This is a genomic window from Streptomyces sp. MUSC 14 (assembly GCF_001866675.1).
Lineage (GTDB): Bacteria > Actinomycetota > Actinomycetes > Streptomycetales > Streptomycetaceae > Streptomyces.
In genome coordinates this window covers 1-24,404 of sequence record NZ_MLYN01000018.1, presented here as the reverse complement: position 1 = coordinate 24,404, position 24,404 = coordinate 1, and the positions used below count along the sequence as shown (strand labels likewise).

At 68.3% G+C, this 24,404-nt stretch carries 25 protein-coding genes and 3 pseudogenes; 11 read left to right on the top strand and 17 right to left on the bottom strand.

All coding sequences use genetic code 11. From position 1 onward, the window contains the following. Nucleotides 1-24: 24 nt before the first annotated feature. Nucleotides 25-270, bottom strand: coding sequence for a hypothetical protein (locus BIV25_RS50930; protein WP_177235227.1), 246 nt, complete (start codon nt 268-270; stop codon nt 25-27). Here BIV25_RS50930 and BIV25_RS10635 point away from each other — a divergent pair. Beyond that, nucleotides 208-747 carry a GNAT family N-acetyltransferase gene (locus tag BIV25_RS10635; RefSeq protein ID WP_071371980.1) on the top strand — a complete coding sequence of 180 codons (540 nt, stop codon included), beginning with the start codon at nt 208-210 and terminating at the stop codon, nt 745-747. The genes BIV25_RS50930 and BIV25_RS10635 overlap by 63 nt on opposite strands. Further along, nucleotides 740-1,279: a GNAT family N-acetyltransferase gene (locus tag BIV25_RS10630; RefSeq protein ID WP_071371979.1), complete on the top strand. Its 540-nt coding sequence runs from the start codon at nt 740-742 to the stop codon at nt 1,277-1,279. Before BIV25_RS10635 ends, BIV25_RS10630 begins: the two co-directional genes overlap by 8 nt. Nucleotides 1,280-1,310: 31 nt before the next feature. On the opposite strand, the pseudogene BIV25_RS52620 reads toward BIV25_RS10630, so the two are convergent. Continuing rightward, a pseudogene (locus BIV25_RS52620) lies at nt 1,311-1,780 on the bottom strand (Tn3 family transposase); the annotation flags it as partial. Nucleotides 1,781-2,012: 232 nt separating this feature from the next. Here BIV25_RS52620 and BIV25_RS54065 point away from each other — a divergent pair. The 3 genes from BIV25_RS54065 (at nt 2,013) to BIV25_RS46740 (ending at nt 4,068) form a co-directional block, all read left to right on the top strand. Continuing rightward, a complete protein-coding gene (locus tag BIV25_RS54065; protein WP_143076615.1) occupies nt 2,013-2,318 on the top strand; it encodes a KR domain-containing protein in 306 nt (101 codons plus the stop codon). Between the two features lie 488 nt (nt 2,319-2,806). Further along, the gene (locus BIV25_RS10620) at nt 2,807-3,370 is read left to right on the top strand and encodes a GNAT family N-acetyltransferase (protein ID WP_256255735.1); all 564 of its coding nucleotides are present in this window, start codon (nt 2,807-2,809) and stop codon (nt 3,368-3,370) included. A gap of 152 nt (nt 3,371-3,522) precedes the next feature. Beyond that, nucleotides 3,523-4,068 (top strand): GNAT family N-acetyltransferase, encoded by a 546-nt coding sequence (locus BIV25_RS46740; protein ID WP_256255734.1) that lies wholly within the window; start codon nt 3,523-3,525, stop codon nt 4,066-4,068. Nucleotides 4,069-4,385: 317 nt separating this feature from the next. Here the strand turns inward: BIV25_RS46740 and BIV25_RS10610 are convergent, their stop codons facing one another. Then, nucleotides 4,386-4,601 carry a hypothetical protein gene (locus tag BIV25_RS10610; RefSeq protein WP_143076609.1) on the bottom strand — a complete coding sequence of 72 codons (216 nt, stop codon included), beginning with the start codon at nt 4,599-4,601 and terminating at the stop codon, nt 4,386-4,388. A gap of 635 nt (nt 4,602-5,236) precedes the next feature. Here BIV25_RS10610 and BIV25_RS10605 point away from each other — a divergent pair. After that, nucleotides 5,237-6,340: a S1 family peptidase gene (locus BIV25_RS10605; RefSeq protein ID WP_177235228.1), complete on the top strand. Its 1,104-nt coding sequence runs from the start codon at nt 5,237-5,239 to the stop codon at nt 6,338-6,340. Nucleotides 6,341-7,211: 871 nt separating this feature from the next. Here the strand turns inward: BIV25_RS10605 and BIV25_RS10600 are convergent. From BIV25_RS10600 to BIV25_RS10580, 7 genes and pseudogenes are all read right to left on the bottom strand, one after another. Then, nucleotides 7,212-7,607 carry a hypothetical protein gene (locus tag BIV25_RS10600; RefSeq protein ID WP_071371975.1) on the bottom strand — a complete coding sequence of 132 codons (396 nt, stop codon included), beginning with the start codon at nt 7,605-7,607 and terminating at the stop codon, nt 7,212-7,214. A gap of 38 nt (nt 7,608-7,645) precedes the next feature. Continuing rightward, a pseudogene (locus BIV25_RS46730) lies at nt 7,646-7,940 on the bottom strand (hypothetical protein). Nucleotides 7,941-7,998: 58 nt separating this feature from the next. Further along, entirely contained in the window at nt 7,999-8,334 is a 336-nt protein-coding gene (locus tag BIV25_RS46725) for a hypothetical protein (RefSeq protein WP_079176558.1), read from the bottom strand. A gap of 338 nt (nt 8,335-8,672) precedes the next feature. Next, entirely contained in the window at nt 8,673-9,311 is a 639-nt protein-coding gene (locus BIV25_RS10595; protein WP_256255733.1) for a hypothetical protein, read from the bottom strand. A 182-nt stretch (nt 9,312-9,493) separates the two neighbouring features. Beyond that, the gene (locus BIV25_RS10590) at nt 9,494-10,030 is read right to left on the bottom strand and encodes an RNA polymerase sigma factor (protein WP_071371973.1); all 537 of its coding nucleotides are present in this window, start codon (nt 10,028-10,030) and stop codon (nt 9,494-9,496) included. 118 nt (nt 10,031-10,148) lie between these two features. Further along, entirely contained in the window at nt 10,149-11,660 is a 1,512-nt protein-coding gene (locus BIV25_RS10585; protein WP_371273011.1) for a M48 family metallopeptidase, read from the bottom strand. Nucleotides 11,661-11,867: 207 nt separating this feature from the next. Beyond that, nucleotides 11,868-12,128 (bottom strand): hypothetical protein, encoded by a 261-nt coding sequence (locus BIV25_RS10580; RefSeq protein WP_143076607.1) that lies wholly within the window; start codon nt 12,126-12,128, stop codon nt 11,868-11,870. A gap of 322 nt (nt 12,129-12,450) precedes the next feature. Here BIV25_RS10580 and BIV25_RS10575 point away from each other — a divergent pair, with 322 nt between their 5' ends. After that, entirely contained in the window at nt 12,451-13,515 is a 1,065-nt protein-coding gene (locus BIV25_RS10575) for a hypothetical protein (RefSeq protein WP_256255732.1), read from the top strand. Nucleotides 13,516-13,716: 201 nt separating this feature from the next. Here the strand turns inward: BIV25_RS10575 and BIV25_RS10570 are convergent, their stop codons facing one another. Further along, nucleotides 13,717-14,490: a HEAT repeat domain-containing protein gene (locus tag BIV25_RS10570; RefSeq protein WP_071371970.1), complete on the bottom strand. Its 774-nt coding sequence runs from the start codon at nt 14,488-14,490 to the stop codon at nt 13,717-13,719. Nucleotides 14,491-14,562: 72 nt separating this feature from the next. Next, a pseudogene (locus tag BIV25_RS54305) lies at nt 14,563-14,643 on the bottom strand (hypothetical protein); the annotation flags it as partial. A 713-nt stretch (nt 14,644-15,356) separates the two neighbouring features. On the opposite strand from BIV25_RS54305, the gene BIV25_RS10565 reads away from it, so the two are divergent. Then, a complete protein-coding gene (locus tag BIV25_RS10565; RefSeq protein WP_143076606.1) occupies nt 15,357-16,496 on the top strand; it encodes a hypothetical protein in 1,140 nt (379 codons plus the stop codon). A 412-nt stretch (nt 16,497-16,908) separates the two neighbouring features. Here BIV25_RS10565 and BIV25_RS10560 read toward each other — a convergent pair whose 3' ends face one another. Together BIV25_RS10560 and BIV25_RS10555 are read right to left on the bottom strand one after the other, a co-directional pair. Then, entirely contained in the window at nt 16,909-17,850 is a 942-nt protein-coding gene (locus tag BIV25_RS10560; protein WP_071371968.1) for an NADP-dependent oxidoreductase, read from the bottom strand. A gap of 47 nt (nt 17,851-17,897) precedes the next feature. Next, the gene (locus BIV25_RS10555; protein ID WP_071371967.1) at nt 17,898-18,968 is read right to left on the bottom strand and encodes an alkene reductase; all 1,071 of its coding nucleotides are present in this window, start codon (nt 18,966-18,968) and stop codon (nt 17,898-17,900) included. A 192-nt stretch (nt 18,969-19,160) separates the two neighbouring features. Between BIV25_RS10555 and BIV25_RS10550 the strand changes: the two genes are divergently transcribed. Continuing rightward, nucleotides 19,161-19,664: a MarR family winged helix-turn-helix transcriptional regulator gene (locus tag BIV25_RS10550; protein ID WP_071371966.1), complete on the top strand. Its 504-nt coding sequence runs from the start codon at nt 19,161-19,163 to the stop codon at nt 19,662-19,664. A 266-nt stretch (nt 19,665-19,930) separates the two neighbouring features. Here BIV25_RS10550 and BIV25_RS10545 read toward each other — a convergent pair whose 3' ends face one another. Further along, on the bottom strand, nt 19,931-20,560 hold the full coding sequence (locus BIV25_RS10545) for a TetR/AcrR family transcriptional regulator (protein ID WP_071371965.1): 630 nt from the start codon (nt 20,558-20,560) through the stop codon (nt 19,931-19,933). 90 nt (nt 20,561-20,650) lie between these two features. Here BIV25_RS10545 and BIV25_RS10540 point away from each other — a divergent pair, with 90 nt between their 5' ends. After that, nucleotides 20,651-21,235, top strand: coding sequence for a TIGR03086 family metal-binding protein (locus tag BIV25_RS10540; protein ID WP_071371964.1), 585 nt, complete (start codon nt 20,651-20,653; stop codon nt 21,233-21,235). Nucleotides 21,236-21,373: 138 nt separating this feature from the next. Here the strand turns inward: BIV25_RS10540 and BIV25_RS10535 are convergent, their stop codons facing one another. Together BIV25_RS10535 and BIV25_RS10530 are read right to left on the bottom strand one after the other, a co-directional pair. After that, a complete protein-coding gene (locus tag BIV25_RS10535; protein ID WP_256255731.1) occupies nt 21,374-22,558 on the bottom strand; it encodes an IS630 family transposase in 1,185 nt (394 codons plus the stop codon). Nucleotides 22,559-22,677: 119 nt separating this feature from the next. After that, complete coding sequence (locus BIV25_RS10530; protein ID WP_071371962.1) at nt 22,678-23,391, bottom strand: SDR family NAD(P)-dependent oxidoreductase; 714 nt, start codon at nt 23,389-23,391, stop codon at nt 22,678-22,680. Nucleotides 23,392-23,551: 160 nt separating this feature from the next. Between BIV25_RS10530 and BIV25_RS10525 the strand changes: the two genes are divergently transcribed. After that, nucleotides 23,552-24,160 carry a TetR/AcrR family transcriptional regulator gene (locus BIV25_RS10525; protein ID WP_052286387.1) on the top strand — a complete coding sequence of 203 codons (609 nt, stop codon included), beginning with the start codon at nt 23,552-23,554 and terminating at the stop codon, nt 24,158-24,160. Nucleotides 24,161-24,404: the final 244 nt, after the last annotated feature.

The window sequence follows — 24,404 nt, the reverse complement described above, 5'->3', positions numbered from 1 at the left end:
TCTTGGCCCAACCCTGATGCGTTCTCAGGCCGCAAGGCCGAGTAGCGCGGTGGCGCCCTGGCTTGACCGGTAGTGATCGGAGGCGGCGGTGCTGGCGCAGCCAGTTCGGCGCATGACGCCGATCGCGGGAGTGCGCACGCTGGCCAGAGCGCGGGGTGCGGTGCGCTGCCGGTTGATCGACTCTTTGCGCTCCGGTAGTAATGCTGGGTGATACGTGGCAACAAGATCGGGCTGCGTGCCCGGCATGAGGCAGATGTCCCAGTACTGCACACCGTGCTCTACAACGATGTGGCGACCCGGTCGCGCCAGGACCCTCGGCCCTGGAAGCCGATACCACCAGAATCGGCCCACTCCCCCTACGCGGTGGTCGGCCCGTCGGACCAGACAGTTCCCTTCTCGGTGGTGGAACTCGCTTCGGAGGACCTGGTCGGCGCCGCCGGACTATGGGGCATCGACATGCACAACCGGTCCGCGCACCTGGGGCTCTCGCTGCTCCCTGACTTCCGCGGCCGTGGGCTCAGCTCCGACATCGTCCGAGCGTTGTGCGAGTACGGGTTCGCGGTACTGGGACTGCAAAGACTGCAGGTGGAGACCCTCGCGGACAACGCTGCGATGATCGCGGCGGCGAAGAGGGCGGGGTTCACGATCGAGGGCACGTTGCGCAGCGCGGCCTGGGTATACGGAACGTTCGTCGACAAGGTTGAGCTCGGCCTCCTCGCTCATGAGTGGACTCCGTACCATGACTGACCTGGGACACGTCGCCTGGCCGCCCGCCCCGATCAAGACCGGGCGGCTCCTGCTCCGTGAGCCCGAGGCCCGAGACCGTGCAGCGTTCATCGAGCTGCTCGCGTCGCCCGAGGTGCACACCTACCTCGGCCGCCCCCGCCCGCGTGACGAACTTGAGCGCGAGATGCCCGGGGTGCCCGAGCGGTGGCCCGGGAGTTTCGTCGTTGATCTCCACGGGGCGATGATCGGCCAGATCCTGCTCAGGAGAGCACCAGAGCACCATCGCCCGGCTGCCGCGGGGAAGGCCGATCTCGGCTACCTGTTCCTGCCGCGAGCGTGGGGATTCGGGTACGCCGCCGAAGCGTGCGCGGCGGCACTCGACTGGTTCGACGACGTCCTTCCCGGTGAGCCGGTGGTACTCGCCACCCAGACCGCCAACGTCGGCTCGATGCGCCTCGCGGCAAAGCTGGGGTTCACCGAGGTCGAGCGGTTCCACGCCTGGGACGCCGAGCAATGGCTCGGCCTGCGCTCCCCGGTCACACCCCCCGCTTGAGCTCGTACCTGGAAGGGCGGTCTGCTGGCCGTCAGTCCTCGTCGTCCTCGACGGCGTCAGGGTCCCGGAAGAGACGCAAGCCCTGGCCGGGGCCGCTGCCCTGCATGTTGAACGGGTAGCGGCCCAGCAAGTCGATGTGCCGGTCCTTGAGCGGGGAGAGCCGGGCCGACGTCCTCGTCCTTGATGCCGGGGCCTTCGACGCGGAGCTGGGCGACCACGCCGTCCAGGTAACGGGTGTTCCAGGACCACGGCGTTGAGGACGAGACCCAGACTGGCCAACTGGTCCTCCTGGCCCTCGCGGTAAGCCTGGCGGATCTGTCCCCGGCCGCCGTGGCAGATCGCGCGGGCCAGGCGGCGGGACTCCTGCACGGTCAGCTGCCGGTTCATCAGCCGGCGGTAGGTGTCATCGACCGGGTCGGCCAGCGCGAGGTGCACGGTCTTGTCGATCCGCCCGTACTCGGCGAACGCGGCGCCGAGCGGGGTCGGGTGGCCCCGCGGCCGAACATCCGAGCGGTCCGACAACGGGCCCGCCGACGCCGCGCGCACACTGATCTCCCGTACCGTCACCCTCGTACGACAGCTGACCGAGCGGGAGCACCCGCCCCGGCTGTGGGTCCTCGGTCATGCAGGCCGGAGCCCCTTGTCCATCGCCGCCGTGCGCGGACTGTTCAGGACGGCGGCTTACGAACATCCCGAACTGCGGGCCACTGTCCTGGAGGTCGCGGAGGAGGGCATGCCGTACACGGCTGTCGTCGGCGAGCTCCTTGACGAAAGCCAGCCGCCAGCCGAGATCGCCCTGCTGCCCGAAGGGCGCCACGTCGCCCAAATGCTCAACGGCCCGGGCTCCGTTGGTACCGGCACCGCCGCGAGTGCCACGCCACCGGTACCGCCCGGCGCGGCCTACCTGGTCACCGGCGGCCTGGGCGGACTCGGTCTCCTCACCGTCGAATGGCTCGCCCGACGCGGCGCGGGCCGGATCGTCATCAGCGGCCGCTCCGCACCCATGACGGCGGGGTTGCCGGCAGCCAGCCGACGGTAGATCGCGACCGCCTGCTCGATGGGGGCCAGGGCCTCACCTGCCAGATCACAATGGCCGAACCCGCAAAGCACGCCCACCCGAGCACCGGCTTGAGGGTTGGGGAGGACGTTGGTGACACAGCAGGAGATTGCGGCGGTGGGGGTCACCGCCTCACCCACACGCCCCACCTCCGCCAGCACGCTGCCGAGGTCGGAAATCCTGGTCCGGTTCGCGTGTCGACCTGCATATCGATCTCGACGCCTCCAAGGGCCGCCGTTCGGCTCTGGAGTCGGCGCTGCGCGACGCGATCCCAGCCTCGGCGACGTCACGCGAGGCTTGCACGGCTTGCTGGCTGTTGGTGAGGGCCTCATTAAAGACGGGCGGGCCCGGGCCGCTGGCCTCTCGAGCCGCCGCCGATCCGCCCGGGCGCACCCGCCCGCCCGGCCCCGGGTCGCGTAGGGTCGGGCCGGGGCCCGTGGTGCGGACCGCTGGGACGACAGGGGGTTCATGTGGGTGCGCCGATCGACGGAACGGTTCGGCTGCGGCCGGTCCGCGAGGAGGATCTGCCGGTCCTGGAAAGCTTCTTGACGGACCCGGAGGCCGCCGGTCCGTTCCAGTGGTACGGCTGGTCGGACCCCGGCCGCTGGCGGCGCCGCTGGGCCGAGGACGGCCTGCTGACCGACGAGGGCGGCCAGCTGGTGGTGGACACCGGCGGCGGCGCGCTCGGATTCGTCGCCTGGCGCCGGACCAGCGCGGGGCGCACCCCGTACTGGAACGTCGGCGCGCAACTGCGGCCCGAGGCGCGCGGCCGGGGCATCGGCACCGCCGCGCAGCGCCTCCTGGTCGGCTACCTGTTCGCGCACTCTCCCGTCGTACGGCTCGAAGCGGACACCGAGACTGGCAACATCGCCGAGCAACGATCCTTGGAGAAGGCCGGGTTCACCCGCGAAGGCGTGATGCGCGCCGTGGGGTTCCGCGACGGGCAGTGGCGGGACGCGGTGCGGTACGCGGTGATACGAGGAGACACCGCGCGGCCGGACACGGCCGAAGGGCCGGAGTCCGGCCACGCGTGACCGCCTCCGCCCGGTCCTGTCGCCCGGACAGGTTCTCGTCGTGCTCAGTAGGTGTTTTTGATCCTGGGCCCGGAAGCGAGCCTGACGAGGGACGCTGCGGAGTTTTGGTTCAGCGATCTTGTGCAGCCTGAAGGGCTGCCAGCAGGATGGGCGTGGCAGAACTCAGCGGAAGGCAGGCAGTTGTGGCTGGTCATTGGGTGAAACTCGAACTTGACGTTGCCGGGTTCGATCAGGACCGCTTCGAGCAGTATGTGACGAAGTGCCATTCCCAGGGCCTGCGCTTCACGACTCTCGCCGATCTGGGAGACACGCCGGAGCATCGTAGGGCGCTGTATGAGCTCAACAAGGAGTGTGCTGCCGACATACCGGAAAGAGGAGAGTTCTATTCCTTTGATGAGTATGTGGAGCGGCGCTTTAAGGTGGCGTCCTACGACCCGCGTGGGGTCGTGATCGCCTTGGACGGCGAGGCCTGGGTGGGTATGGCGGCGACATCGAAACATGAGGATTTCATGTTCAACGAGATGACTGGCGTGAGAGCCGGGTATCGAGGTCAAGGCATCTCGATCGCCATGAAGACGTTCGGGATGACGTTCGCCGAGGAGTGCGGAGCGAGCAGGGTCCGCACCTTTCATCATCCGGCCAACGCGAGCGCGATCGCCATGAACCGGAAGATGGGCTTCGTCGACACGGTCGACTGAACGACACCCATCGGGCCTCGGTCACCCAGACTTCGACCACTGACTGGCGCGGGAGCTTTTGCGGGTGAGGCGTCGGGTCATCATGGTGACGAGTGCCCAGCCCAGGTGGCCTTCGGAGTGCTGGGGCAGACGTTCGCAGTCGCGCGCGTCACCAACGACAGCGTACGGTCTTCGGCGCGGCCGACCGCATGCGTGGCGCCCCGCCGCAGGCGGCGCGGCGGAAACGCCACGAACACTGCCGACAGGCTGCCCCAGCAGCCAGATCGGGAAGCACAGAACGTGTGTACGGGGCACGACGGTCAGCCGGCGCAACTCGCTCATGGGCGCAGGGTGGAGGTGTACTGGCTCCTGCTGTCGCCCAAGTAGTTGTCGTCGTAGGCGCCCTTCGGGGTGAGCAGCCAGTAGGAATCCACCATCGGCTCGAAGTGCCACGTGCCCGTGTAGGCGGTCTTGCTGAAGGTGACGTGCAGGTAGACATGGCCGACCTTGCCGGAGGCGACCTTCACCCCCTGGGTGCGGGGCGTCCTGCCCACCGCTCCGCACCGTTTACACGTCGATGGACGTCGCAACTGTCACGTCGTAGGACGCCATTTGGGAGCGCGAGTGTGAACTCCGGTCACATCCAGGGACGTACAGGGATGGTTACTCATGGGGAGAGTCTCACTGATGGGCCATACCCCCTTCAATCAGCACTTCTCTTGAGCAGCGACCCGTGTCGGCAGGAAACCCTGCACCTTCCCCCTCGAACCGAATGACCGATATGCCGCTTCCGCCCTCCCGGAAGGCGTCGCTCCACCCCACTCCGCGAGCCTCGCGGTTGGCGTGATCTCTACGTACTCGACGCATTTGGCGTTGACCAGGTCACGCCATTCCTTGAAGAGTGCACAGGCGAATGAAACGTCATCAAGGCTCACTCGGAGGGCAAATGCAAAACAGTCGCAAAGTTGCAGTGGTGCTCGCTATAGCGGCGCTTACGGGAGGTCTTCTGACCGCTTCGGCCCATGCACAGGGGAACACGCTGAACGGCCTCACAGTCAACGACTCCGCGATATCGGGGATCCATTCCTTCGTGCGGAGCCATCCGCAGTCGTTCGGAGGTTCCTACCAGGACGAGAAGACACACACGGTGCACGTGCTGACTGTGCCGGGATCAGACACGGCAACAGACATGGCCGGGCTCACCAGTGCAGCCAGAGCCCAGATCTCCGCCGCGCCCGCCGCCTCGCGTGACCACGCGTGGAAGGTGGTAACCGAGACGGCACGTTACAACCTGAAAACCATCAACAGTGTGCGAGACCAATTAACGGCCGCCTCGTCCGACTTCGCCGCACGCGCTGGGAACAACCTCACGGTCTGGTATTCCGACCCTCTGACAGACAGCGTGCGAGTCGGGGTCTCGAAGGTAACCCCCGAACTGAGGAGAGCCGCGGAGGCGGAGTTCGGCGACAAGGTGACCCTGTTCCAGGAAGCGCGTCATCACTCGATGGACAAACTCACCAGGATCAACCGCGCACCGAGCTTCCAACGTGTCGCAACCGGATCAAAGAACGGCCAGGCAGCCGCGCGTTCCACTGCAGCGACTGCTACCCGACTCCTGGACTCCGCCCCGTACGCGGGCGGCGACCGGATCGTCTCCCAACAGGTGATCAACGGCGGCAACTACATCGTGCAGTGCACCGTGAACTTCGACTTCACCATGAACAGCGGATCACCCTCCATGGGAACGGCCGGCCACTGCGGAGCCACGGGGATCTCCTGGCAACAGGGTTACTACGACGGCTCAGCCAAGACCATCCACTACACGGGCACCATGGGCAAGACATACACGAGGCAGTGGGGCAACAACAGGACAGACGCGGAACTGCTCAACGACACAGGAAACTCCCACGGCTTCTGGACGCAGGTCTACATCGACAACACGACACTGAGCGACGTAGGGAGCGTGGATCCCGCATCCGTGGGTGAGCGGTCTTGTTCGGACGGCTCCTTCACCGGGCAGAACTGCAGCGGGACCATCTCTGCCGCCGACGTCTGCGAGAACATCAACGACGACGGGACCATCTTCAAGGTCTGCAATCTCGACATCGCGAAGTCCGGAACCCGGCTGGTGCAGTCCGGCGACAGTGGCGGCCCCGTCTACCTCGCCAACGGCCACACCGTGCATCCCCAGGGCGTCATCAGCGCCGGCTCCACCAACGGCCTGGAGCTGGACTTCTCCGACATGGGCTTCGTGGACATCACGATGGGCGGCTACCCAGAGCCCACGCACTGAGCATGCCTCCGCGTCCCGGGATGAATGGAGCACCAATCCCGGGACGCGGAACCGGAAGAAACGCGATCACGTCAAACCCGTGCTCCGACAACGTTCACGCAGAAGGGCAGGACAGTGAGGCTCCGAACAGCAGGCTCGTGCATCGCCACAGCGCTGCTTCTGCTTTCCATCGGCGGGTGCGGCAAAACCACGACTCCAGCAGGGAGACCTTCATCCCCGAGCGGAGGCCCCACCGTGCACACACTGCCGGTCAATCCTGCCACCGCCCAGAAACTGGCCATCCTGTCGAACACAGACGCACGCAGCCTCACCGGCATGACCTGGCGCACGCTGCGTGTCCCCAGCGCAGGGAAACCCCTGGAGATGTCCGTTCACGTGCCGCCCTGCATGACCGTCCGAGGCGTTCACCTGCAGCACCAAGGAAACAACGTGCAAGTTGCGGCTCTCGGAAGTGCGCCCGCCGGGAACGCCCGGTGCACTCAGAGCGACAGGTGGCTGATAGCCGCAGTGCCCTGGTCGGCATCGCTACCTGACAAGGTCGTTCACGCTCCCGTGCCGGACAGCCCGGCATCCTGAGCCAATCCAAAGAGACCGGCTACGCGCTGCAGAAGGCCACCCGCCAAGCCATGGCCACCCAGGACAGGACGAAGAACACGAAGACATCCGCTCCAAGCTGAAACGCCTGGCCGCCAGGGGCATCCTCACCGAACCCGAACCCGGCCTGTTCGCCCCGCCCGGCGCTTGACCCCCATCACGCACCGGCGACCAGCAGCCCTCACCCAAGCTCAACCGTGAAACGGACAACAGCTCACATCCCGCACTCTCAGATCGGTGTCATTTCCTCAGGCTGTCCAGCAAGCTGCGCCGGGCCTCATGACCCTGCATCGGCGGCCATCCGTTCCATCCACTCCCGCACCTTCACTGCTCGGTCGATGCGGCTGACGATGTCCTTCTTGGACGCCGTGTCCAAGGTCTCCGGGATCATGTCGAAAGTGTCGGGAAGGACGTCGAGCAGACCCCAGATCTGTTCGCCGGTGCTGACGGTGAGCAGTTGCTGGCACCTCCACTGCAGCGGCGTCTCGGGACGGTGCGTGAGCCGCTGCACGAGTGTCGGGAACAGATAGTGCGTCGCCTCTGCAGCGAGGTGCTCTCGGAGCCAGTCGACCGGGAGCCGCTGGCTGAAGCCGTGCATGGCGGCCTCCTCGGCCAGGTCCAGGAGCTGAGCTGTGTCGACGGCTCGGACAGTGCGGGGAAGGGTCGGGGTCATGTTGAGATGATGGCAAGAAGCCCCGCGGCGCCGAGAGGTCAGCGGGGCCGGGATGCGATCTGCTGACGGGCAGGACCCCAGACATCCTCGAACTCCTCGGAGCTGAGTTGTTCGGGGTTGTGGCCTTCCCATTCCGAGACGGGCAGCTCGGCTGTGATCCCGAACTTGCTGCCGTACTCATCGAGGCAGCCGGCGTCGCGGGCCCGCTGCCACTCGGCGAGGGAGGCAGCTGATCAGCTCAGGCCCTTCGAGTTCGACCTGCCGGACCACCCAGCCTTCGGCGTCGACCTCGAAGTAGAACCAGGTGTCTTCCTCGTCCCAGTAGCAGCGCATCCATGTGGTCACCAGGCCATGATGCCGTGCCAGATGCGCCGTGCTAATCCGCTTTGTCTCATGGTTGAGCGATGAATCCTGCGGATCGGTCGAGCTGGAAAGGAGAACCGACCCGGGTCGGATCCCAGCCTTGATCCCGTGCCTCTCGAATGCTGGCAGCAACGTGAGCCGGGCGAATGGGCTCCGTCTCGATGCCCACCCAGTTACTGGGATGGGCCTGGCCGCTTGTGACGATCAGGGTCGTGCCCGGCTGGCTGCCACTGGCCGCTTCGACCGCGTAGATGATCGGTGTCCAGCAGAGTCCCTGCATGTAGGAGGGCTTCCTGCGGATCCGCCAGCGGTACTCGATCCCGTCAACGGTTATGCGCCGGGAACCCTTCATGTTCAGCGCCATCTTCCCTCCTTCACTGTTGGACTCTAGCGCCGTGCAACAGGTCCGCCTCAACCAGAATCTTCCGGGCTGCTGTGACGACGCGTTTCCCGAAGGGGGTCAGCTTCATGGCAGTGCTGCACATGGCCGTTCAAAGTGGATCTGCGTGGCCTGCCGGAGGTCGTGACCGCGCGGCGGCGGTGGGTACGGGTGTCGCGGCGTGCGGGACGGGCTGATGCGGAGACGGAGCGGGTGTTCGGCCCCGCGTATGCGGTGATGCGCCGGTGATGGGACCAGGGACCGTATGGGGAGCAGGAGAAGGTCCGCCGCGCCGGCTACCCCGGATCGCCTGTATCTTCTGGTCACTTCATCAGCGAGTCTGCGTTGACGGTTCGGGTCGTGCCGTTGCTCAGAGTGAGAGTGAGAGTGCCGGCCAGCAGGCCGTGAGGATCGCTGTCCGGCCACCAGGCGGTCCACCGGCCGTACGGCAGTGTGCGGATTTGCCGCACCGTGGCGTGGACGGTGCGTCCGTGGTCGCGCACGGTGATCTCCTTCACGCCGGAACCCATCGACCCGACCGCGTAATGAAACCGGGCCGAGCCGCTCCCCCGGGCTCCCTGCGCGTCCAGCGTGATGCCGTCCGCGGATACCGCGACCGCCGGGCTGATGGCCATGGCCACGCCGGAGCCGTCCGATCCAGCCAGGCAGTACGCTGCGTGGCCGTGTCGCGTGACGATCATGGAGGCGATCGTTCCGCGGATGTCCACGTTACTGAGCTCACCTGGCCCTCCTTCCCCCGAAGCTCCCTTCGTCTCCCTGAGGCACCAGACCAGAGAGGGGGAAACCGTGCTGCCTGCATCGTTCACGTCGCTCGCAGTGTCGGTCCAGGTGGCCACTTCTGCTGCCGGCAGCGGTCCGGAGCCGCCCTGCCGGGGCGGATCAGCCGTCACGGACAGCAGGACAGCACCCGCGGCGAGTGCGCCGGCCACGGTGAACGTCACGCGTCGCACGAACGGGCGGCGGAACGCGGCGACCACTGGGCGGCCGGGCTGCTCCGTGTCGCTCAGAACGGTCCGCAGCAGCCGCTTCTCACGATCCAGGTCGGCGGCGGAGGGTTCGGTGCGCGGTGCGGCATCGAGCTCGGCGAGACGGGAGAAAAGGTCGCGCTTCATGAGGGCTCCTGTCAGTGCGTCAGGGAGAGGGCGGGCGATGCGGGGACTGCGGCGGTGTGAAGACGGCCGGCAAGGCGCCGCTTCGCCCGCGTGAGGCGCATGGCGTAGGCCGCGCGGGTGCAGCCGAGGACCGTGGCCGCGTCCCGGGCGTCGAGTGCCTCCCAGACGTGCAGCGCGAGGACTTCCTGGTCGGCCGCAGTGAGTGACCGCCAGCCGGCAACGAGGTCCATCCGGCTGTCCACCTCGGCCGTCACATCGACCGCCGGTTCGTGGCAGCCAGCCGCGGTGGTTTGCTGAATATGCACCACGAGTGCGGACTGCCGGCGCCTGCCGCGGTCCGCGTTCAGCATCACGTTGCGTGCCGCACCGAACAGCCATGGCCGCGGGTTCCCCGGAAGCTCGCGTCGGCGGCGCCACGCAGCGAGAAACGTCTCGCCCACGATGTCGTCGACGTTCATCGGGTGGGCGCGGCGGCGTACGAACCGCAACACGTCCTCATAGTGAGCCCGGTACACCTCCGTGAACTGGGCCTCGGTATCGATGGGCATGGCTTCCTTCCGTAGCACCTGCCCCTACATGTCCATCACCGGCACAACTGCAACAGGCCCAAACACACGGGATTTCCGGACCGCATGATCTCGGAACCGAACCATCCGACCGGCCGTTTCACACACAAAGATCAGCAGCCAGGACCCCTCGCGTCCCCAGCCAACGCGGCAAGACCAGACAGGCAACCGCAGACGCGCGCAGAAAGTGGACCTGCGTGTCATCGGCCGGCGCGCGGATCCGTGGCGGGCACTGCAGAGTGCATGCCCGAGGAGACCGTGTCTGGTACGTCCCGTGCCGGTGAACTGGGAGCTCGGAGGCGGCAGGGGCGGCCCGCGAGGGCTCAGTCCGTGAGACCGTCGCGCAGCAGGCGCCGGGCCACCTCAGTGCGGGCCGCGGCAAGTTCCGTGGGATCCGCTCGGTCCGGCGGGCCTGCGGCACCACTGCTGCCGCCACGGGCTCCCCGACGAGCAGGCAGGCGCGCCGCAGATGGGTCGGCGGGTGGGTGGCGTCGACCTGGTGCCCGCGCAAGGCTCCGGCGCGTCGCTGCCGTTCGTACTCGTGCTCCGGGACGGACGCCGCGAACGCGGTGAGCAGCCCCCACAACTCGTCGGCTCGGGCCGTGGCCTCCCGGGCGGACCTCGACCCGCCGAGGGCGGCACGGTTGGCCTCGTTGCGCAACAGGACGCCGAGCGATCCGGAGATGAGCAACCGGTCCATGAGGCCCACCGCCGCCTGCGTGGAAGCGGTGCGGGCGGCCAGCCGGTCGGCGAGGTACTCGGCCCGCATCCCGGCCCGCGACGTCAGCCGAACGAGCACTACCAGCACCCCACGAACCAGCAGGCGTGGCACCACGTAGAGGGCATTGACGGCCGTCTCGATCGCGCACGGGTGCGGAAGCGGCCGGAGGGTGTGGTGCCAGAGAGACAGGGTCCGCACCGCCGTGCCCACCACCAGGCCGTTGCGCGTGTCGCCGTTGGCGTAGTGGGCCAGCTCGTGGCCGAGCAGCGCGATCCGCTCCTCAGGCGTAAGGACCTCCCACAGCGGCATGCCCAGCACCAGCAGCCGCCGGCCGCGCACACCGTACGTCCTGACGCCGGCGTTGATGCTCCCGTCCACGGCGATCGCGTGCACCCCCCGGGTGCCGACCGCCTGCGCCACCTCGTCTACCAGGGCGAAGAGCTCAGGCGCGTCGGCCCGCAACAGCACGGGCCGATCGTCGGGCAGGCGGCGAACCCTCGGAGCTAGCGCCCAGGCCAGCACCACAAGCACCAGACCCGCCACCATGCCAGGGCCACCCCAGCCCGCCACCACGCACCAGACACCGCCGACGGCGAACGCGAAAGTGACAGCGTGCACGGTCAAGGCGAGCGCAGTGGCCGTCACCGCCGAGGCGTCGCGCCGCGGGCGCGGTTCCCGTCCGCTCCGCATCTCGGCGAGCAGCTGCTCGCCGTGTCGTCGGGCCAGGGCGCGCTCAGCGCGGTCCAGCCGCCCTGTGTCCGGTCGCGGCTCCTCAGGGTCCACGTTCCAGTCGCAGGCGGCGCACCAGACGGCGAACCGGCTGTCGCCCCGGATCTCCGTGCCGCATTCCGGGCACGGCTGTGTCTTCTCTCTGGCGATATCGGGCGTCACGGTTTCCCCCTCCTCTGCGGCCCCTCCCCGAGCCGCTACCTGCTGGTACCGGGCAGATCTGATCACGCGGCGGGACCCGCGGTGAAGGCTCGGTCGTCCCAATGGACTGAACCGTGATCCCTCCGCAATCGTCCCCAGAGGCGGCGCAGCGGCCAATGACTGTGATTCGGATCATCTAGCGGACCAGAAGAGGGAACTGAGAGCCCGTCAGTTTCGTGGTGTGTACCAGGGCACCAGGCGCACGAGGAGGTCGAGGGTGTGACGGGCTGCAGTGCGGGTGGCGGTGGTGGGGGCGAAGGCTGAGGCGAGGGCGAGGGTCACGGTGATGGCGCCGAGCGCGCCGGTGACGGCGGTCAGGAGGCTCTCCAGGTGGCCGGGGTGGTGGAGAGCGCCTGCGATGGTGATGGTGAGGAGCACGGTGGTGAGGGCGATGGCCATCCGGGTGTGCGCGGGGCAAGCCGGCCGCATGCGTGGCGCCCCGCCGCAGGCGGCGCGGCGGAAACGCCACGAACACGCCCGGCGCACTACCCCAGCAGCCAGATCGGGAAGCACAGAACGTGTGTGCGGGGCACGAGGGGCAGCCAGCGCATCCGCTCATGGGCGCAGGGTGGAGGTGTACTGGCTGGCTTCGTTCATGTCGAACCCGTGAACAACTGACGACGCAACTCGGGTTCTGGCTCAGGTTGTGGAACGAGCCAGAACCCCAGTTTCGACAGCACGGAGCGGTCCGGAATCTTCGAACGACGGTGGCCTGATGACACCTGTCAGACCTCAGGCCTAAGGTGTGCCGGTGATCTTCAGAAGGAATCAGAAGGCCGCGGACCTGGCCGCCGTCATGTCAGAGCTGGAGCAGGCAGTGGCCGCTCGCGACGGTGGCCGCACCGAGCGTGCGTTCAACGCGGCGATGAGTGGTCTGCAGTCGGCGACGGGTACCGAATGCATACCGGTGGGACCCCGGTTGGCCGCGCTACTCCCTGCCTTTCCGCCCACCGGTCCGCGCCCGATGCTGGCGACGATGGCCGGCTTCTGCGTGGAACGCGGTGCCGATCCGGCGGCCTGTGCGGAGCCGGTCCTCGACGGCACCCACCGGGACCTGCTCGATGCACTGGAGTTCGCCCGCCGCTGGGCCGCCGCCGCCGGCGGTGCCGGGGACGAACTGCCAGAGGCCGACGAGAAGATCATCGACGACGCGCTGATGGCCCGGCTGGGTGGCGAGGCGCACGAGGCGTTGCGGCTGGCGCTGGCCTGGTGCTCGGTCGAGCAGTGGCAGCCCCCCGCGCTGGCCGTGCTGTGCCGCAGCACCGAGGTGCGCCGTCGGCACGCATCCGCGCTCCTCCCCGCCTGCCGTGACCTGGCGGCCCTGGAGCGGCACGACCTCAAGTGCCTGGCCTACGCGCTGGCGATCCTCGACGACGAGCCCCTGGTGGTGTTGCACCGGCCCACCGGGACCGGGTTCGAAGTGCGCATCGGCGGCATCGGGGACAACTTCCAGTTGCACACGCTGCTCGCCCACGTGCTCGTCGGCGGCGGCCACGTGCCCGGCACCGCACCGTCGGCGGACAGCGTCCGCCTGGCCACGGACCCCGAGCCCGCCCAGGGGCGCACCGACGCCGTCGCGACCGGGGCCTTCGAACTCCTCGCCCCGGACGGGGAGCGGATCTGGAACGAGGGGCTGCCCGACGACATCCCCGTTGTGGAGGGACGCCGCCTACTCGTGCTGGACGAGCCGATGTACCCGCGCAGTTGGAACGCCGACCGGTTCTTCCCGATGCTCCCGGGGACGGCCGAGCTGACCCGTGTGCTGTCCGCCGACGAGGTCCAGACCTGGTTCACCTACACCTGCTGGACGTCCTGACCCGGTCGCCCGGCGCCACCGCTGGGCGTCGGCTGCTGCCGCGGCCAGAGGGTGGGAGTCAGCGCGCGGAACCCCAGCGTCCTCCGGCCTGCGGCAGGACACTGCAGGCGTCGATCGGGCCTGGGCTGTCTGGGGCGGTGGACTGCCCCGTGCTGCGCCGGCTGGTGGGCGGGATACCGGTAGCGGAGGGGCGGCGCAGCCTCAGACTGTTCGCGCAACGGGTGCTCCCGGCGCTGGAGGATCGAGCCGGGCGATGAGCGTACGGCCGAGCCGCTGGAGTTCCTCGTCGTGTTCGACGCTTCGGAATCTGCCGCCACGCCGGTTCAGGGCCGGTTGCTCGCGGAGCAGGGGCAGGGCCGGTGCCGCGAGGGGGCCGATGCGGTTCAGGCAGGCCATGACGTGGTTGGCCGTCGCTGGGTTCTGGGCCATGGCCTGCAGCAGGGTGTCCAGGACGGCCGGTGCCTCAGCTTCGCCGCCGATCTCCCAGAGTGCGGCCGCGCAATGCACGCGAACCCATTCGTAGTCGTGCGTCAGGAGGTTCCGCAGGCGTGGCAGGGCGTCGGAGGCGGGCGGTCCTATCTCGCCGAGCAGAGCAGCCGCGTCACGGATCCGGAAGGTGATGCGGTCGTCGAGGAGGTCGAGCAGGAGCGGCATGACTTCGGCCAGGTCACCGCCGAGGGCCCACAGCGCGGCGACGGCGGCAGGTCGTACCTGCGCGTCGGTGGCGGTGGTCAGCGACCGGATCGTGTCCCGTGCGCCGGTCGCCGCCGGGCCGAATGCCCCCAGTGCCTTCAGGGCTGATCGCGTGACGCCGTATTGGTCATGGCGCACTGCGGCGCCGAGCGTGTGCACAGCCGTCGGTACCGCGGCCGGGTCGGCCAGCGCGGCCAAGGCGGAGAGGATGGCGTTGGCGCTCATCTCGGTGCGCTGCTGGGAGAGGTCGATCCGGCGCAGGTGGTCGCAGAGCCGGGGCAACAACTGGTCCGCCGCCTGCGGGAGATGCTCTACGACCTGGATCGCGCGCCAGGCGTCGACGTCGCTGTCCAGCGCGGCCAGCAGACTCGGCAGTGCGCGTGCGTCGCCGAGGCGCGCCAGGGCCCGGACGGCCTCCTGGTGGCTTCTGCGCAGCCGCGCATCCGGTGCGGCCCATACGTGAGGGCCGTGGGCCGCGCGTTGGGCGTCGATGCGCGGCGAGTGCCTCCCGAGCCGGGGCGGCGATCGGGTGGCAGGACTCCAGGACGGCCGCAGCCTCGGCGGCGACCTCCTGGTCGGCCGTGGTGAGCCGGTCGGCGACGAGCAGGAGGAGCCGGGTGTGGTCTCCGCGCCAGGTCCGGATCAGCTCCCCGCTCATACGGAGCGCGTCCAGGCGCGAGCCGGGGTCGGGGCTGCTCACCGGTGCTGTGGCGATCATCGAACTGCTCCGGGAGTAGCGACTCCTCAGCCCACGCCTGGCCAGCCACCGAGCGGACCCTGGGCTGGTCTTGGCGTCATGGTGGAACGTCCGCGACCGCGAACCCCCACCCTTTGAGGCGCACCTTGAGGAGGCTGTCGACGGGCTGACCGGCAGGGGCGGCATTGGCTTCAGGCGGGTGGTAAGGCGGTGAGAAACGGCTGGTGACGGAACTGGGGGGTGTGTGGACACCATCGACTGATCTGTGAGAACCAAACCGGTCAAGATAATCCTTGGGTGTCTGGTGCTTCTGTGTGTGCTCGGCACCGCGATCGCACTCGGAAGTGTGCTGAGCGCATCAGGCGGCGGTAGAAAGGCCGCCGCGAGCGCCTCGGCGACCGCCGACCCGGCCGAGACACAAGCGCCTGATACGCCTGGCACAGGTCCGGCGATGCGTATGGACAGTCTGGACGGCCCGGTGACGCCGCACGAGATCAAGTCGTTCACGGCACACGTCCAGACTCTCACCCCGGCCTCCGACAACATGGGCAACAACTGGGCTCAGGGCCGCAGCGGGCAAGCGGTCAAAGCCATGGGAAGGGTTTACGAGATCTCGCATGACACAGCGGTACTCGACCGGATGATCGGCTTCTGCGACGCCGTGCTCTCCGAGCGTGACGACCTCGCCTCCGGCCCGGTCGGCCGGCACACCGTGTGGACCGGCGAGGTCGCCCCCGCCTGGCCGAACGATGTCACCGCTCAGCCCATCGGCACCGGTGGCGAGCAGGGCGACCCGGTCGGTCACCTCGGCAACTGTGCCCGGCAGATCCTCCTGACGCCCGCGATCTGGCACCACCGTGTGCCGACCGGCGACCCGCACGGGTACGGCGCCACCTATCTCGACCGGGCAAAGAAGTTCGTCGCGGAAGCCGACGTCGCCGTCGACAAGCACATCCTGGCGCGGCTGCTGGACGTCTCCCGCGGCAACCGCCAGTACTTTGCGGCGGATTCGCCCTACCAGGGCGGCAAACCGGTGCCCTGGAACCAGCAGATGATGTTCGACTACGGCTTCTCCGACCTGGCGATCGACCACCAGATCCTGGGCGACGACGCTCCCCGCGTCGCCCGCTACGACCAGTTGGTCAAGGCCAGCGTGGACTGGTTCTTCTCCGCAACCCGCACGTACACCGATCCCAAGGGCAAGCCCGCCTATGACTGGGGCTACTCCCCGTCACAGGCGACCGGCGAGGACTCCAACCACGGCAGTCTGGACTGCGCCGGCCTGTACCAGCTGTACCTCACCGGCAGGTACGGCATCACCCCGGCCATGATGACCCCGCTCGCAGACATGTTCGTCGACGTGATGACCAAGGGGCCGCACAAGTACGCCGGACGCGTCGACGGAACGAACGGCCAGGGCCACGGATCCGCCACCAGCTACCTCCGTGACGGCTTCCTCCTCCTCGCCGAGTTCCGTCCCGACGCGTACCACGCGATGCTGACCGAGGCACTGCCCGGTGGCGGTACCACGAACATCGGCTCGTTCTCGGATGCCCTGGTGCTGAAGAGCCGCCGTAGCCGTCACCATTGAAACCGGTTCCGATCAGCCCGGAGAAGCCGGAGCGTAGGCGGTTCCGGATCGCTGAGGAGATCGTCGGTGTCCCTGCCGACCCGAGTCCGTCTCCGGCCTGATCGCCTGCGCGGTGCGTCACCTGGACCCCAGCAAATCCGCGGCTTCCAGAGCCAAGTAGCGCCCGCGCCAGCCGTCTTCCAGGGCAAGTTGTACTGCTCTGACTTCAGCGCACGTGACGAGGTTGCGGATGGCGTCCCGCCGAGTGGTGTAGCCGGTCGAGCGTCGTGAACGCGCGGGTGTCTGCTCGGGGCGTGCACCCGCTGTCCTTGAGTGCTCCCTGAACATGGGCAGGCCACACCGACGTGCACGCCTGCGCGATGACGCCCCGCCCCGGATGCGCCGGGGCGGGGGTTTCAGCTGTGCGGAGGCGTTAGCTGAGGGTGTTGATGACGATTTTGCCGCGGAGGTGGCCGGCGTCCAGGAGGTGGTAGGCGTCGGCCGCGTTCTCCAGCGGGAATACGGCTTCGATGGGCATGGTGATGGTCCCGTTCTCGATCAGCGGCAGTACTTCGGCCATGGCCTGGGGGATGGGAAGGATCTCGGTGGAGAAGTGCACGCCGTGTTCGGCCGCGCGCAGGTCGGCGATGGTGATGACCTTCGCGGGGTTGCCGGTCAGGTCGATCGATGCGGGCAGTACTCCGCGTCCGGATGCGTCCAGGACCGCGTCGACGCCCTGCGGGGCTGCGGCGTGCACTTGCGGGGCCAGTTCGTCGTGGTAGGAGAGGGGGATGGCGCCGAGGTGGCGCAGGTAGGCGTGGTTGGCCTGGCTCGCGGTGCCCAGGACGGTGGCGCCCTGCAGGCGGGCGAGTTGGACGGCCATCAGCCCGACGCCGCCGGCGGCGGCGTGGATCAGAAGGGTCTGCCCGGTGCGCAGGTCGAGCTGGCGCAGGGTGCGGTAGGCGGTCTCGGTGGCGACCGGCAGTGCCGCGGCCTGCTCGAAGGTGAGGGATCCGGGTTTGGCGACGATGTCGTCGGCCCGGGCCAGGGCGTGGGTGGCGATGGCGTCGAGTTCGGCGGTGCGTCCGAACACCGCTTGCCCCACGCTCCACTCGGTGACATCCGGGCCGAGCGCGTCTATCTCGCCGGCCATCTCGATCCCGAGCGGCGCGGGTGCGGCGGGAGCGGTCTGGCCGGGCGCGAACAGGCCCTGGCGCATCTTGGAGTCGCGGCCGTTGGCGCCGGCGGCGTGGATGCGGATGCGGACCTGGCCGGGGCCGGGCTCGGGCACGGGCATCTCGGCGAGTTCGAGTACTTCGGGCCCGCCGTAGCGGGAGTGTTGCAGGCGACGGGCCTTCGGGGTCGGGGTGGTCATGAGCCGGCTTCCTGTCTTGGTGTTCGGGTGGGTTTCGCGGTGTCCGGTCAGGCGGGCAGGGCGGGGTAGTCGGTGTAGCCGTGCTCGTCGCCGCCGTAGTAGGTGGCCGGGTCGGGGGTGTTGTAGGGGCCGCCGGCCGCGAGGCGGTGGGGCAGGTCTGGGTTGGCCAGGAACAGCGCGCCGAAGGCGAGGATGTCCGCGGTGCCGTCCTCGATCAGGGCGAGCGTGTCCGGGCCGGTGGGGTCGGGGTGGGTGAACGGGTTGAGGATGAACGCCGACGGCCAGTTCTTGCGCAGGTGCGCGGTGAGATCGCGGTCGGGGCCCTCCACCAGGTGCAGGTAGGCCAGGCCGAGCGGGGCCAGGCGCTCGGCCAGGTGGCTGTAGGCCTCCTGCGGGTCCGGCTCGGCGATGTCGTTGAAGGGGTTTCCCGGGGAGATCCGGAAGCCGGTGCGGTGGCCGCCGACCGCCTCGGCCACGGCTGTGGCCACCTCCACGGCGAAGCGGGCGCGGCGCTCGGTCGAACCGCCCCAGTCGTCGGTGCGCTGGTTGGTGTTCGGCGCGAGGAACTGGTGGATCAGGTATCCGTTGGCGCCGTGGAGCTCGACTCCGTCGAAGCCCGCGGCGATCGCGTTGCGCGCGGCGTCGGCGAAGTCTGCGATGGTCTGGGCGATGTCGTGTTCGGTGAGCTGTCGCGGGGTGACGAACTCGGCCATGCCCTGGCCGGTGAAGACCTGGCCGGTAGCGGCGAGCGGCGAGGGGCCCACCGGCGTCAGCGCGTCAGGAAGCAGGCTCGGGTGTCCGATGCGTCCGGTGTGCATCAGCTGCGCGAAGATCACGCCGCCTTCCCGGTGGACCGCGTCGGTCACCCGGCGCCAGGCCACGACCTGCTCGCCGGAGTGCAGGCCCGGAGTGGCCGGGTAGCCCTGGCCGACCACCGAGGGCTGAATGCCTTCGGTGACGATCAGTCCGGCGCTCGCGCGCTGGGCGTAGTAAGTGGCCGTCAGGTCGGTCACGCTCTGGCCCGGGCCGTGGGCGCGGCTGCGGGTCATCGGTGCCATGGCGATGCGGTTGGCCAGCCGGTGGCCGCCGAGCTCGATCGGGTCGAAAGCAGTAGTCATGATCGGTGTCCTTGTCGGAGGCGAGCGATTTACTTGTCCGAACAAGAGAATTGAGTCGACGCTTCCATCGCGGCATGTGATGTGCATCACGTGACTGGGATAGCATCAGCTAGAGTGGTTGGGGTGCGGCTTCCGCACCGCCGGGCATCGCAGCCACTGTGATTGTTGATCAGACAAGGAAAGGCGGCCCCGATGAGCGAGCAGCCGACGCGCCAGGCCACGACGACATCGACGGTGCCAGTGCCCGCCTCGGCCCGCACCGGGCCGATCAGCCACGCGATATTCCGCGTCGCACGGTTGCACCGAATGATCGCCGGACAGCTCCTGCGCCCCACAGGCCTGCACACCGGTCAGGAGCTCGTCATGATGCGCCTGTGGGAACTCGGTCCCCAGCGGCTCACGGACCTGGTGAACCTGCTCGACTCCGACGCCGCCACCATGACCCGCACCATCCAGCGCCTGGAGAACGCCGGCTTCGTCCGTCGCCGCCCCAACCCCGAAGACCGCCGCGCCGTACTCGTGGAACCCACGGCCGCAAGCCACGCACTGCGCCGCGAAGTCGAACGCATCTGGGCCGAACTCGAGCAGGCCGCCGTCGGAGACCTGACCACCGATCAGCAGACCGAAGCACTGGCCGTACTGCAACGCATCGAAGACAACCTCGCGCGCTCCGCAGCCGGCACCACCCAGGCATGAGGCAGCCCCGACCCACGGGCCCGACATTCGCTCGGTGGTCGGCCACGCCCACGACAACGCCCTGATGGAGTCGAACATCAACCTACCGGGCAGCCGCAAAACCCCTGGTCACAGCCGTCATCTGAGCTCTCTGCCGAACCCGGGGCGGTTCACGGGCGCCGAAGGCGCGGGGTGGGGCAGTAACGCTCGCCGGCCGTCCACTCCAGCTTGTGCGGATCCGCCCGGCCCAGCGGCCCCGGCCGGGTCGCGCGGCTGCCGGCTCCCGCTCAGACCCGGTCGAGGAGCGCGAACGGCAGGACCCGACCGAGCCAGGCCTCGGACTCGTCCAGGGACCAGCCGAGATCGTCAGTGCGGACGAAGTAGGCCGCATTGCTCAAATAGATCCAGAGCACGTCGGCGGCCTTCGCGGCGTCGAGGTCCGCACGGAGCGATCCCATCGCGGCCAGGCGGCCGGCAGCCAGGTCGAGGCCCGCTCGCAGGCTCTCGTGCGCCAGTCGCTGACTCTCACGGACGTTCGCCTCCTGCGGCGCGGCCGCCGCCACCTGTCGCATCAGATCCGACCACTGCTCGAATTTGAGCCGGGTGGCGTGAATCAGGAAGCCGATCAGATCCCCGGGCCCGTCGATCGCCTCGATCCGAGCCAGGATCTCGGGCATGTCCTCGGCGTCGACGCCGGATTCGATCAACGTGCGCAGGAGTCCGTTCTTGCCGCCGCCGACGGCGTAGACCGTCGCGGGCGCCACCCGCGCGGCGGTGGCGATGTCCTCGACCTTCGTCCCGAAATATCCCCTGCGCACGAACAGCTCACGGGCCGCGTCCAGGACCGCCCGTCGGGTCGCCTCGGCGTATTCGGCCCGCCGGCTCTTCGGAGGGGCGTCGCGGGGTGCAGGGGTCATAGCGCAACCCTAGCTGCTATCGTTCACTAGAGTCGACTCTGCTGATCACGTCATGCTTGATAAATCACTGATGACTAGATTGGATAAGCCGTGCCACACCACTCGCTCGTCGTCCTGACGGACCTCCGCGAGCTCATTGATGAGATCGCGCCCGACCAGCGGCCCCTGCCCACGCCCTGTCCGAAGCTCGACGTCGGCGCCCTGCAGGGGCATCTGCGCGGGTGGCTGGCCGTGTTCGCCGCCGCGTTCGCGGACCCGGACGGCGATGAGCGCCCCAGCCCCGATCACTACGGCGACTCCCTGAATTCCGATGAGCTGATAGCAGAGATCGAACGCGTGACGACGGCGACGCGGGAAGCGCTCGATCAGGGCCTTGAGACCAGGACGGTGAATCTCCCCGCGCTCGGCGGCGCGTTGCCCGGGACGGTCGCCCTGGACTCCCTCGCCATCGAAGTGATCGGTCACTGCTGGGACCTCAGCCGCGCCACCGGCGCGCCCTACGAGCCGGATCCGTCACTGGTGGAAGCGGTGCTGGCTTCGACGAAAAAGATGATTCTGCCCGAGTACCGCGGCCCGGGGATGCCGTTCGGCGCCGAGGTGATCGTGGCCGACGCCGCCGCCCCGCTCGATCGGTTCGTCGCCTTCCTCGGCCGCGATCCCGAGTGGACGCCATGACACCCCGACGGCCGAGGAAAATGCTGGCAGCAGGGGGCTGCCGCATCAAGATCATCCCGTGGCGGTGAAGGGGGTTGAGGAACATCCATGTCAGATCGTGCGCTAAGTGGTCGATTCCGGAAGTCCTTCGGGGGTTGATCACGCTGCCAGCGCGGCGGAGGATTCTTCCTGGTGATCGGCGGTGTGCCGGTCGAGCCTGGCCAGTAGATCGTCCAGGTCGGTGGTGGTGAACCTCCACTGGAACGGCTGTGCCGTGGCGTTGTAGCGGTCCTCGAATGCTTGGAGCCGGTTTCGGACCTCGTCGAGGTCTGTGAAGTCGTTGGGTGAGACGACCTTGCGCTGCACGATGGAGAAGAAGATCTCTATCTGGTTCAGCCAGGAGGCGTGGACGGGTGTGTGGACCATGACGGCGTTCGGGAACCGGGAGGCCAGCCGGTCGATGGCCAACCTGCCGCGGTGCGAGGAGCCGTTATCGACGATGAAGAAGACCCGGTTCGCGCTGGCGTAGGGTTCGTTGCCCATCACCTGCTCAACGAGTCTCATGAACGGCGCGATGCCTGTGTGCTGTTCGCAGCGGCCGAAGACCTCGGCCCGGTGGATGTCGTAGGCGGCCAGGTAGGCCAGGGCTCCGCCGCGCCCGTAAGTGTGGTTGACGCGCATCGAACGGGCCTGGCCCGGGGCCAGGGTGGGATGGCAGCGGCAGCGGGCCTGGATGGAGGTCTCCTCGTCCGCGGAGATGACGTACTCGCCCTCTTCGAGCGCGGTGCCATCGAAGATGCGCGCGTACAGGTCCAGGACCTGCCCAGCCGTGGCGCGGAAGTTCGGGTCGCGGATGAAGATCCAGGAACGGTGCTGCCAGGGCTTGAGTGCGTCGTCCCTGAGCCAGCGGCGCACAGTGGAGGCGGAGATCGTGTCGGTGACAGCCCGGGTGACGGCCTCGCGCGCGAGCTCGGGGCACGACCAGCGCGAGAGCGGGGCTCCGGACTCGGTGGGCAACTGGCAGGCCAGTGCTTTGACTTCGGCGATCTGCAGCGCGGTGAACGTCGGAGGCCGCCCCGACCGCTTGCGGTCGGCCAGGGCGGGCACCCGGCCGGCCGCGAATCGGCCGCGCCAGCGGCGCACGGTGTCCACGTGCAGGTGGGTTTCGGCGGCGATCCGGGCGTTGCTGCGGCCTCGTGCTGCCAGGAGCACGATCGTCGCCCGCTGGCGTGCCTGGTGCGGGGTCTTGTGGCCGTGGGCCAACTTCTTGAGCCGGTGGCGTTCGGCAGCGGTCAGTTCCAAGGGCACGGCGGAGCACACGGGCATGGAAGGAGGGCGGCCCATCTATCCATGGTGGAGAACGAAGTGGCGGGGCCGGCTTCCCACAGGGGCCGTCGGCTCGCCAGGGCCGCAGCCTGAGCATCAGACCCCGTGAACCTTTCAGGGCAGAGCCGAATTACTCGTCAGGCGTTGGCGTGAACACCGATACCACCGCAGACGGTGAGGTTGTCGCCGGTGATGTAGCTGGCGGCGTCCGAGGCGAGGAAGGCCACGGCTTCGGCGATGTCGGCGGGAGCGCCGACGCGGCCGAGCGGGACGCCTTGAGCCCAGGAGTCGATCATTTCCTGGGAGACACCCATCTTGCTGTAGGCGGGGGTGTTGATGATTCCCGGGCTGACGGCGTTGACGCGGATGCGGCGGGGGGCGAGTTCGAGCGCGAGGGACCGCATGAGGGGCAGCAGTGCGCCCTTGGCAGCTGTCATCGCGGCCCCGAGCCCTTCGGCGGCGCCCACGGTGAATACGACCGAGGCGCCCTCGTTGAGGAGCGGCAGCGCCTTTTGCAGGGTGAAGAAGTTTCCCTTGACGTTGATGTCGAACAGGGCGTCGAAGGCGACTTCGTCGGTTGATTCGATCGGGCCGGGGCGGGAGATGCCCGCGTTGAGGAAGAGCAGGTCGAGGGAGCCGAGTTGCCGACGCGCCTGGTCCATCGCCTGGTCGATGTCCGGCAGGGATCGTGCATCGGCCCGGACAGCCGTGACGTCTTCGGGAAGTCCGGTGTCGGTGACATTGCCGAGGCCGGTGACCATGACGCGGTAGCCGCGGGAGTGAAGCAGTTCGGCGGTCGCCTTGCCGATGCCGCTGGTTCCACCGGTGATCAAAGCTGTGGGTGCAGGCATGATGCGCTCCTTTGCGTACTTCTGGGCGGGGGGTGAGCAGCTCTGTCCGTGGGCAGTGGGCGGTGTCGCGCCACCGCCGCTGGCAGCGTACGACAGTCTGGCAGTGACTGCCAGACGTGATGTGACTGTCGGCCTGACAGTGCTGGGCTAGTCTGGTGGCATGAAGCAGGAAGCCAAGTCAGCGACGGGCGCACCGACCACGCTGTGGGACCGGACACGGCAGCTGGCTTCCCAGGAGATCCTGGAGACGGCGCTGCGCCTGTTCACCGAGCAGGGCTATGACGAGACGACCATCGCCCAGATCGCCCGGGAGGCCGGCGTCTCCCAGCGCACCCTCTTCCGCTACTTCGGCGCCAAGGAAGACCTTCTCGGCGGCGGCCAGGACCGGTTCGGGCAGGTCCTGATGGACACGATCAGCGAACAGCCCGCCGACGCCGGTGTCTGGGAGGCCCTGCGCGCAGGGGTTGCTGCCGTACTGGCCTTGCACGACAGCCGAGAACAGGCCCTGGAGCGGTTCCGCCTCCTGCACAACACCGCCTCGCTGCGTGCTGGTTGGCTCGAAAAGCGACTGCGGTTCCAGGAGAACCTGCTGCCGCTCATCGAGACCCGTATGGACGCAGCTACCGGCAACGAGAGTGCGAAGGCCCGCGCGGTGATCGCGACGGCGTTCGCATGCCTGGATGCCGCATCGATGACGTGGGTCACCAACGACGGCAAGGGCGAAATCATGGACCTATACGACGAGTGCATGGCTGCGGTGCGCGGCTGACCCGCAGCGGCCAACCAGCCCGGAAACCGTGGACGGAAACTGGGCACATCCGCTGCCACAGACCAGGTCCACATCCGGATCCCCCAGCTGGCGTGCAGATGGGCCACGCTGGCGTCATGCGCAACGACACCGGTGGCACGTCCGCTCCGCCACCTGGACTCCATAAGACGAGTGCTCAAGTCAACCCCCGAAGGACTTCCGGAGCCGACCACTAAGGGCTCGTAAAGAATCAACGCGGTGGTTT

Excerpts from the sequence above, each read along its gene's own strand:
- BIV25_RS10590 (WP_071371973.1), bottom strand. The coding sequence starts at position 10,030 with ATGCCCATCGATACCGAGGCCCAGTTCACGGAGGTGTACCGGGCTCAC.
- BIV25_RS10535 (WP_256255731.1), bottom strand. The coding sequence starts at position 22,558 with ATGGGCCGCCCTCCTTCCATGCCCGTGTGCTCCGCCGTGCCCTTGGAA.
- BIV25_RS10605 (WP_177235228.1), top strand. The coding sequence starts at position 5,237 with ATGGCCGGGCTCACCAGTGCAGCCAGAGCCCAGATCTCCGCCGCGCCC.
- BIV25_RS10555 (WP_071371967.1), bottom strand. The coding sequence starts at position 18,968 with ATGACTACTGCTTTCGACCCGATCGAGCTCGGCGGCCACCGGCTGGCC.
- BIV25_RS10600 (WP_071371975.1), bottom strand. The coding sequence starts at position 7,607 with ATGACCCCGACCCTTCCCCGCACTGTCCGAGCCGTCGACACAGCTCAG.
- BIV25_RS10550 (WP_071371966.1), top strand. The coding sequence starts at position 19,161 with ATGAGCGAGCAGCCGACGCGCCAGGCCACGACGACATCGACGGTGCCA.
- BIV25_RS46725 (WP_079176558.1), bottom strand. The coding sequence starts at position 8,334 with ATGGCGCTGAACATGAAGGGTTCCCGGCGCATAACCGTTGACGGGATC.
- BIV25_RS10525 (WP_052286387.1), top strand. The coding sequence starts at position 23,552 with ATGAAGCAGGAAGCCAAGTCAGCGACGGGCGCACCGACCACGCTGTGG.
- BIV25_RS10530 (WP_071371962.1), bottom strand. The coding sequence starts at position 23,391 with ATGCCTGCACCCACAGCTTTGATCACCGGTGGAACCAGCGGCATCGGC.
- BIV25_RS10560 (WP_071371968.1), bottom strand. The coding sequence starts at position 17,850 with ATGACCACCCCGACCCCGAAGGCCCGTCGCCTGCAACACTCCCGCTAC.
- BIV25_RS10630 (WP_071371979.1), top strand. The coding sequence starts at position 740 with ATGACTGACCTGGGACACGTCGCCTGGCCGCCCGCCCCGATCAAGACC.
- BIV25_RS10565 (WP_143076606.1), top strand. The coding sequence starts at position 15,357 with ATGCGTATGGACAGTCTGGACGGCCCGGTGACGCCGCACGAGATCAAG.
- BIV25_RS54065 (WP_143076615.1), top strand. The coding sequence starts at position 2,013 with ATGCCGTACACGGCTGTCGTCGGCGAGCTCCTTGACGAAAGCCAGCCG.
- BIV25_RS10545 (WP_071371965.1), bottom strand. The coding sequence starts at position 20,560 with ATGACCCCTGCACCCCGCGACGCCCCTCCGAAGAGCCGGCGGGCCGAA.
- BIV25_RS10580 (WP_143076607.1), bottom strand. The coding sequence starts at position 12,128 with ATGCGGCCGGCTTGCCCCGCGCACACCCGGATGGCCATCGCCCTCACC.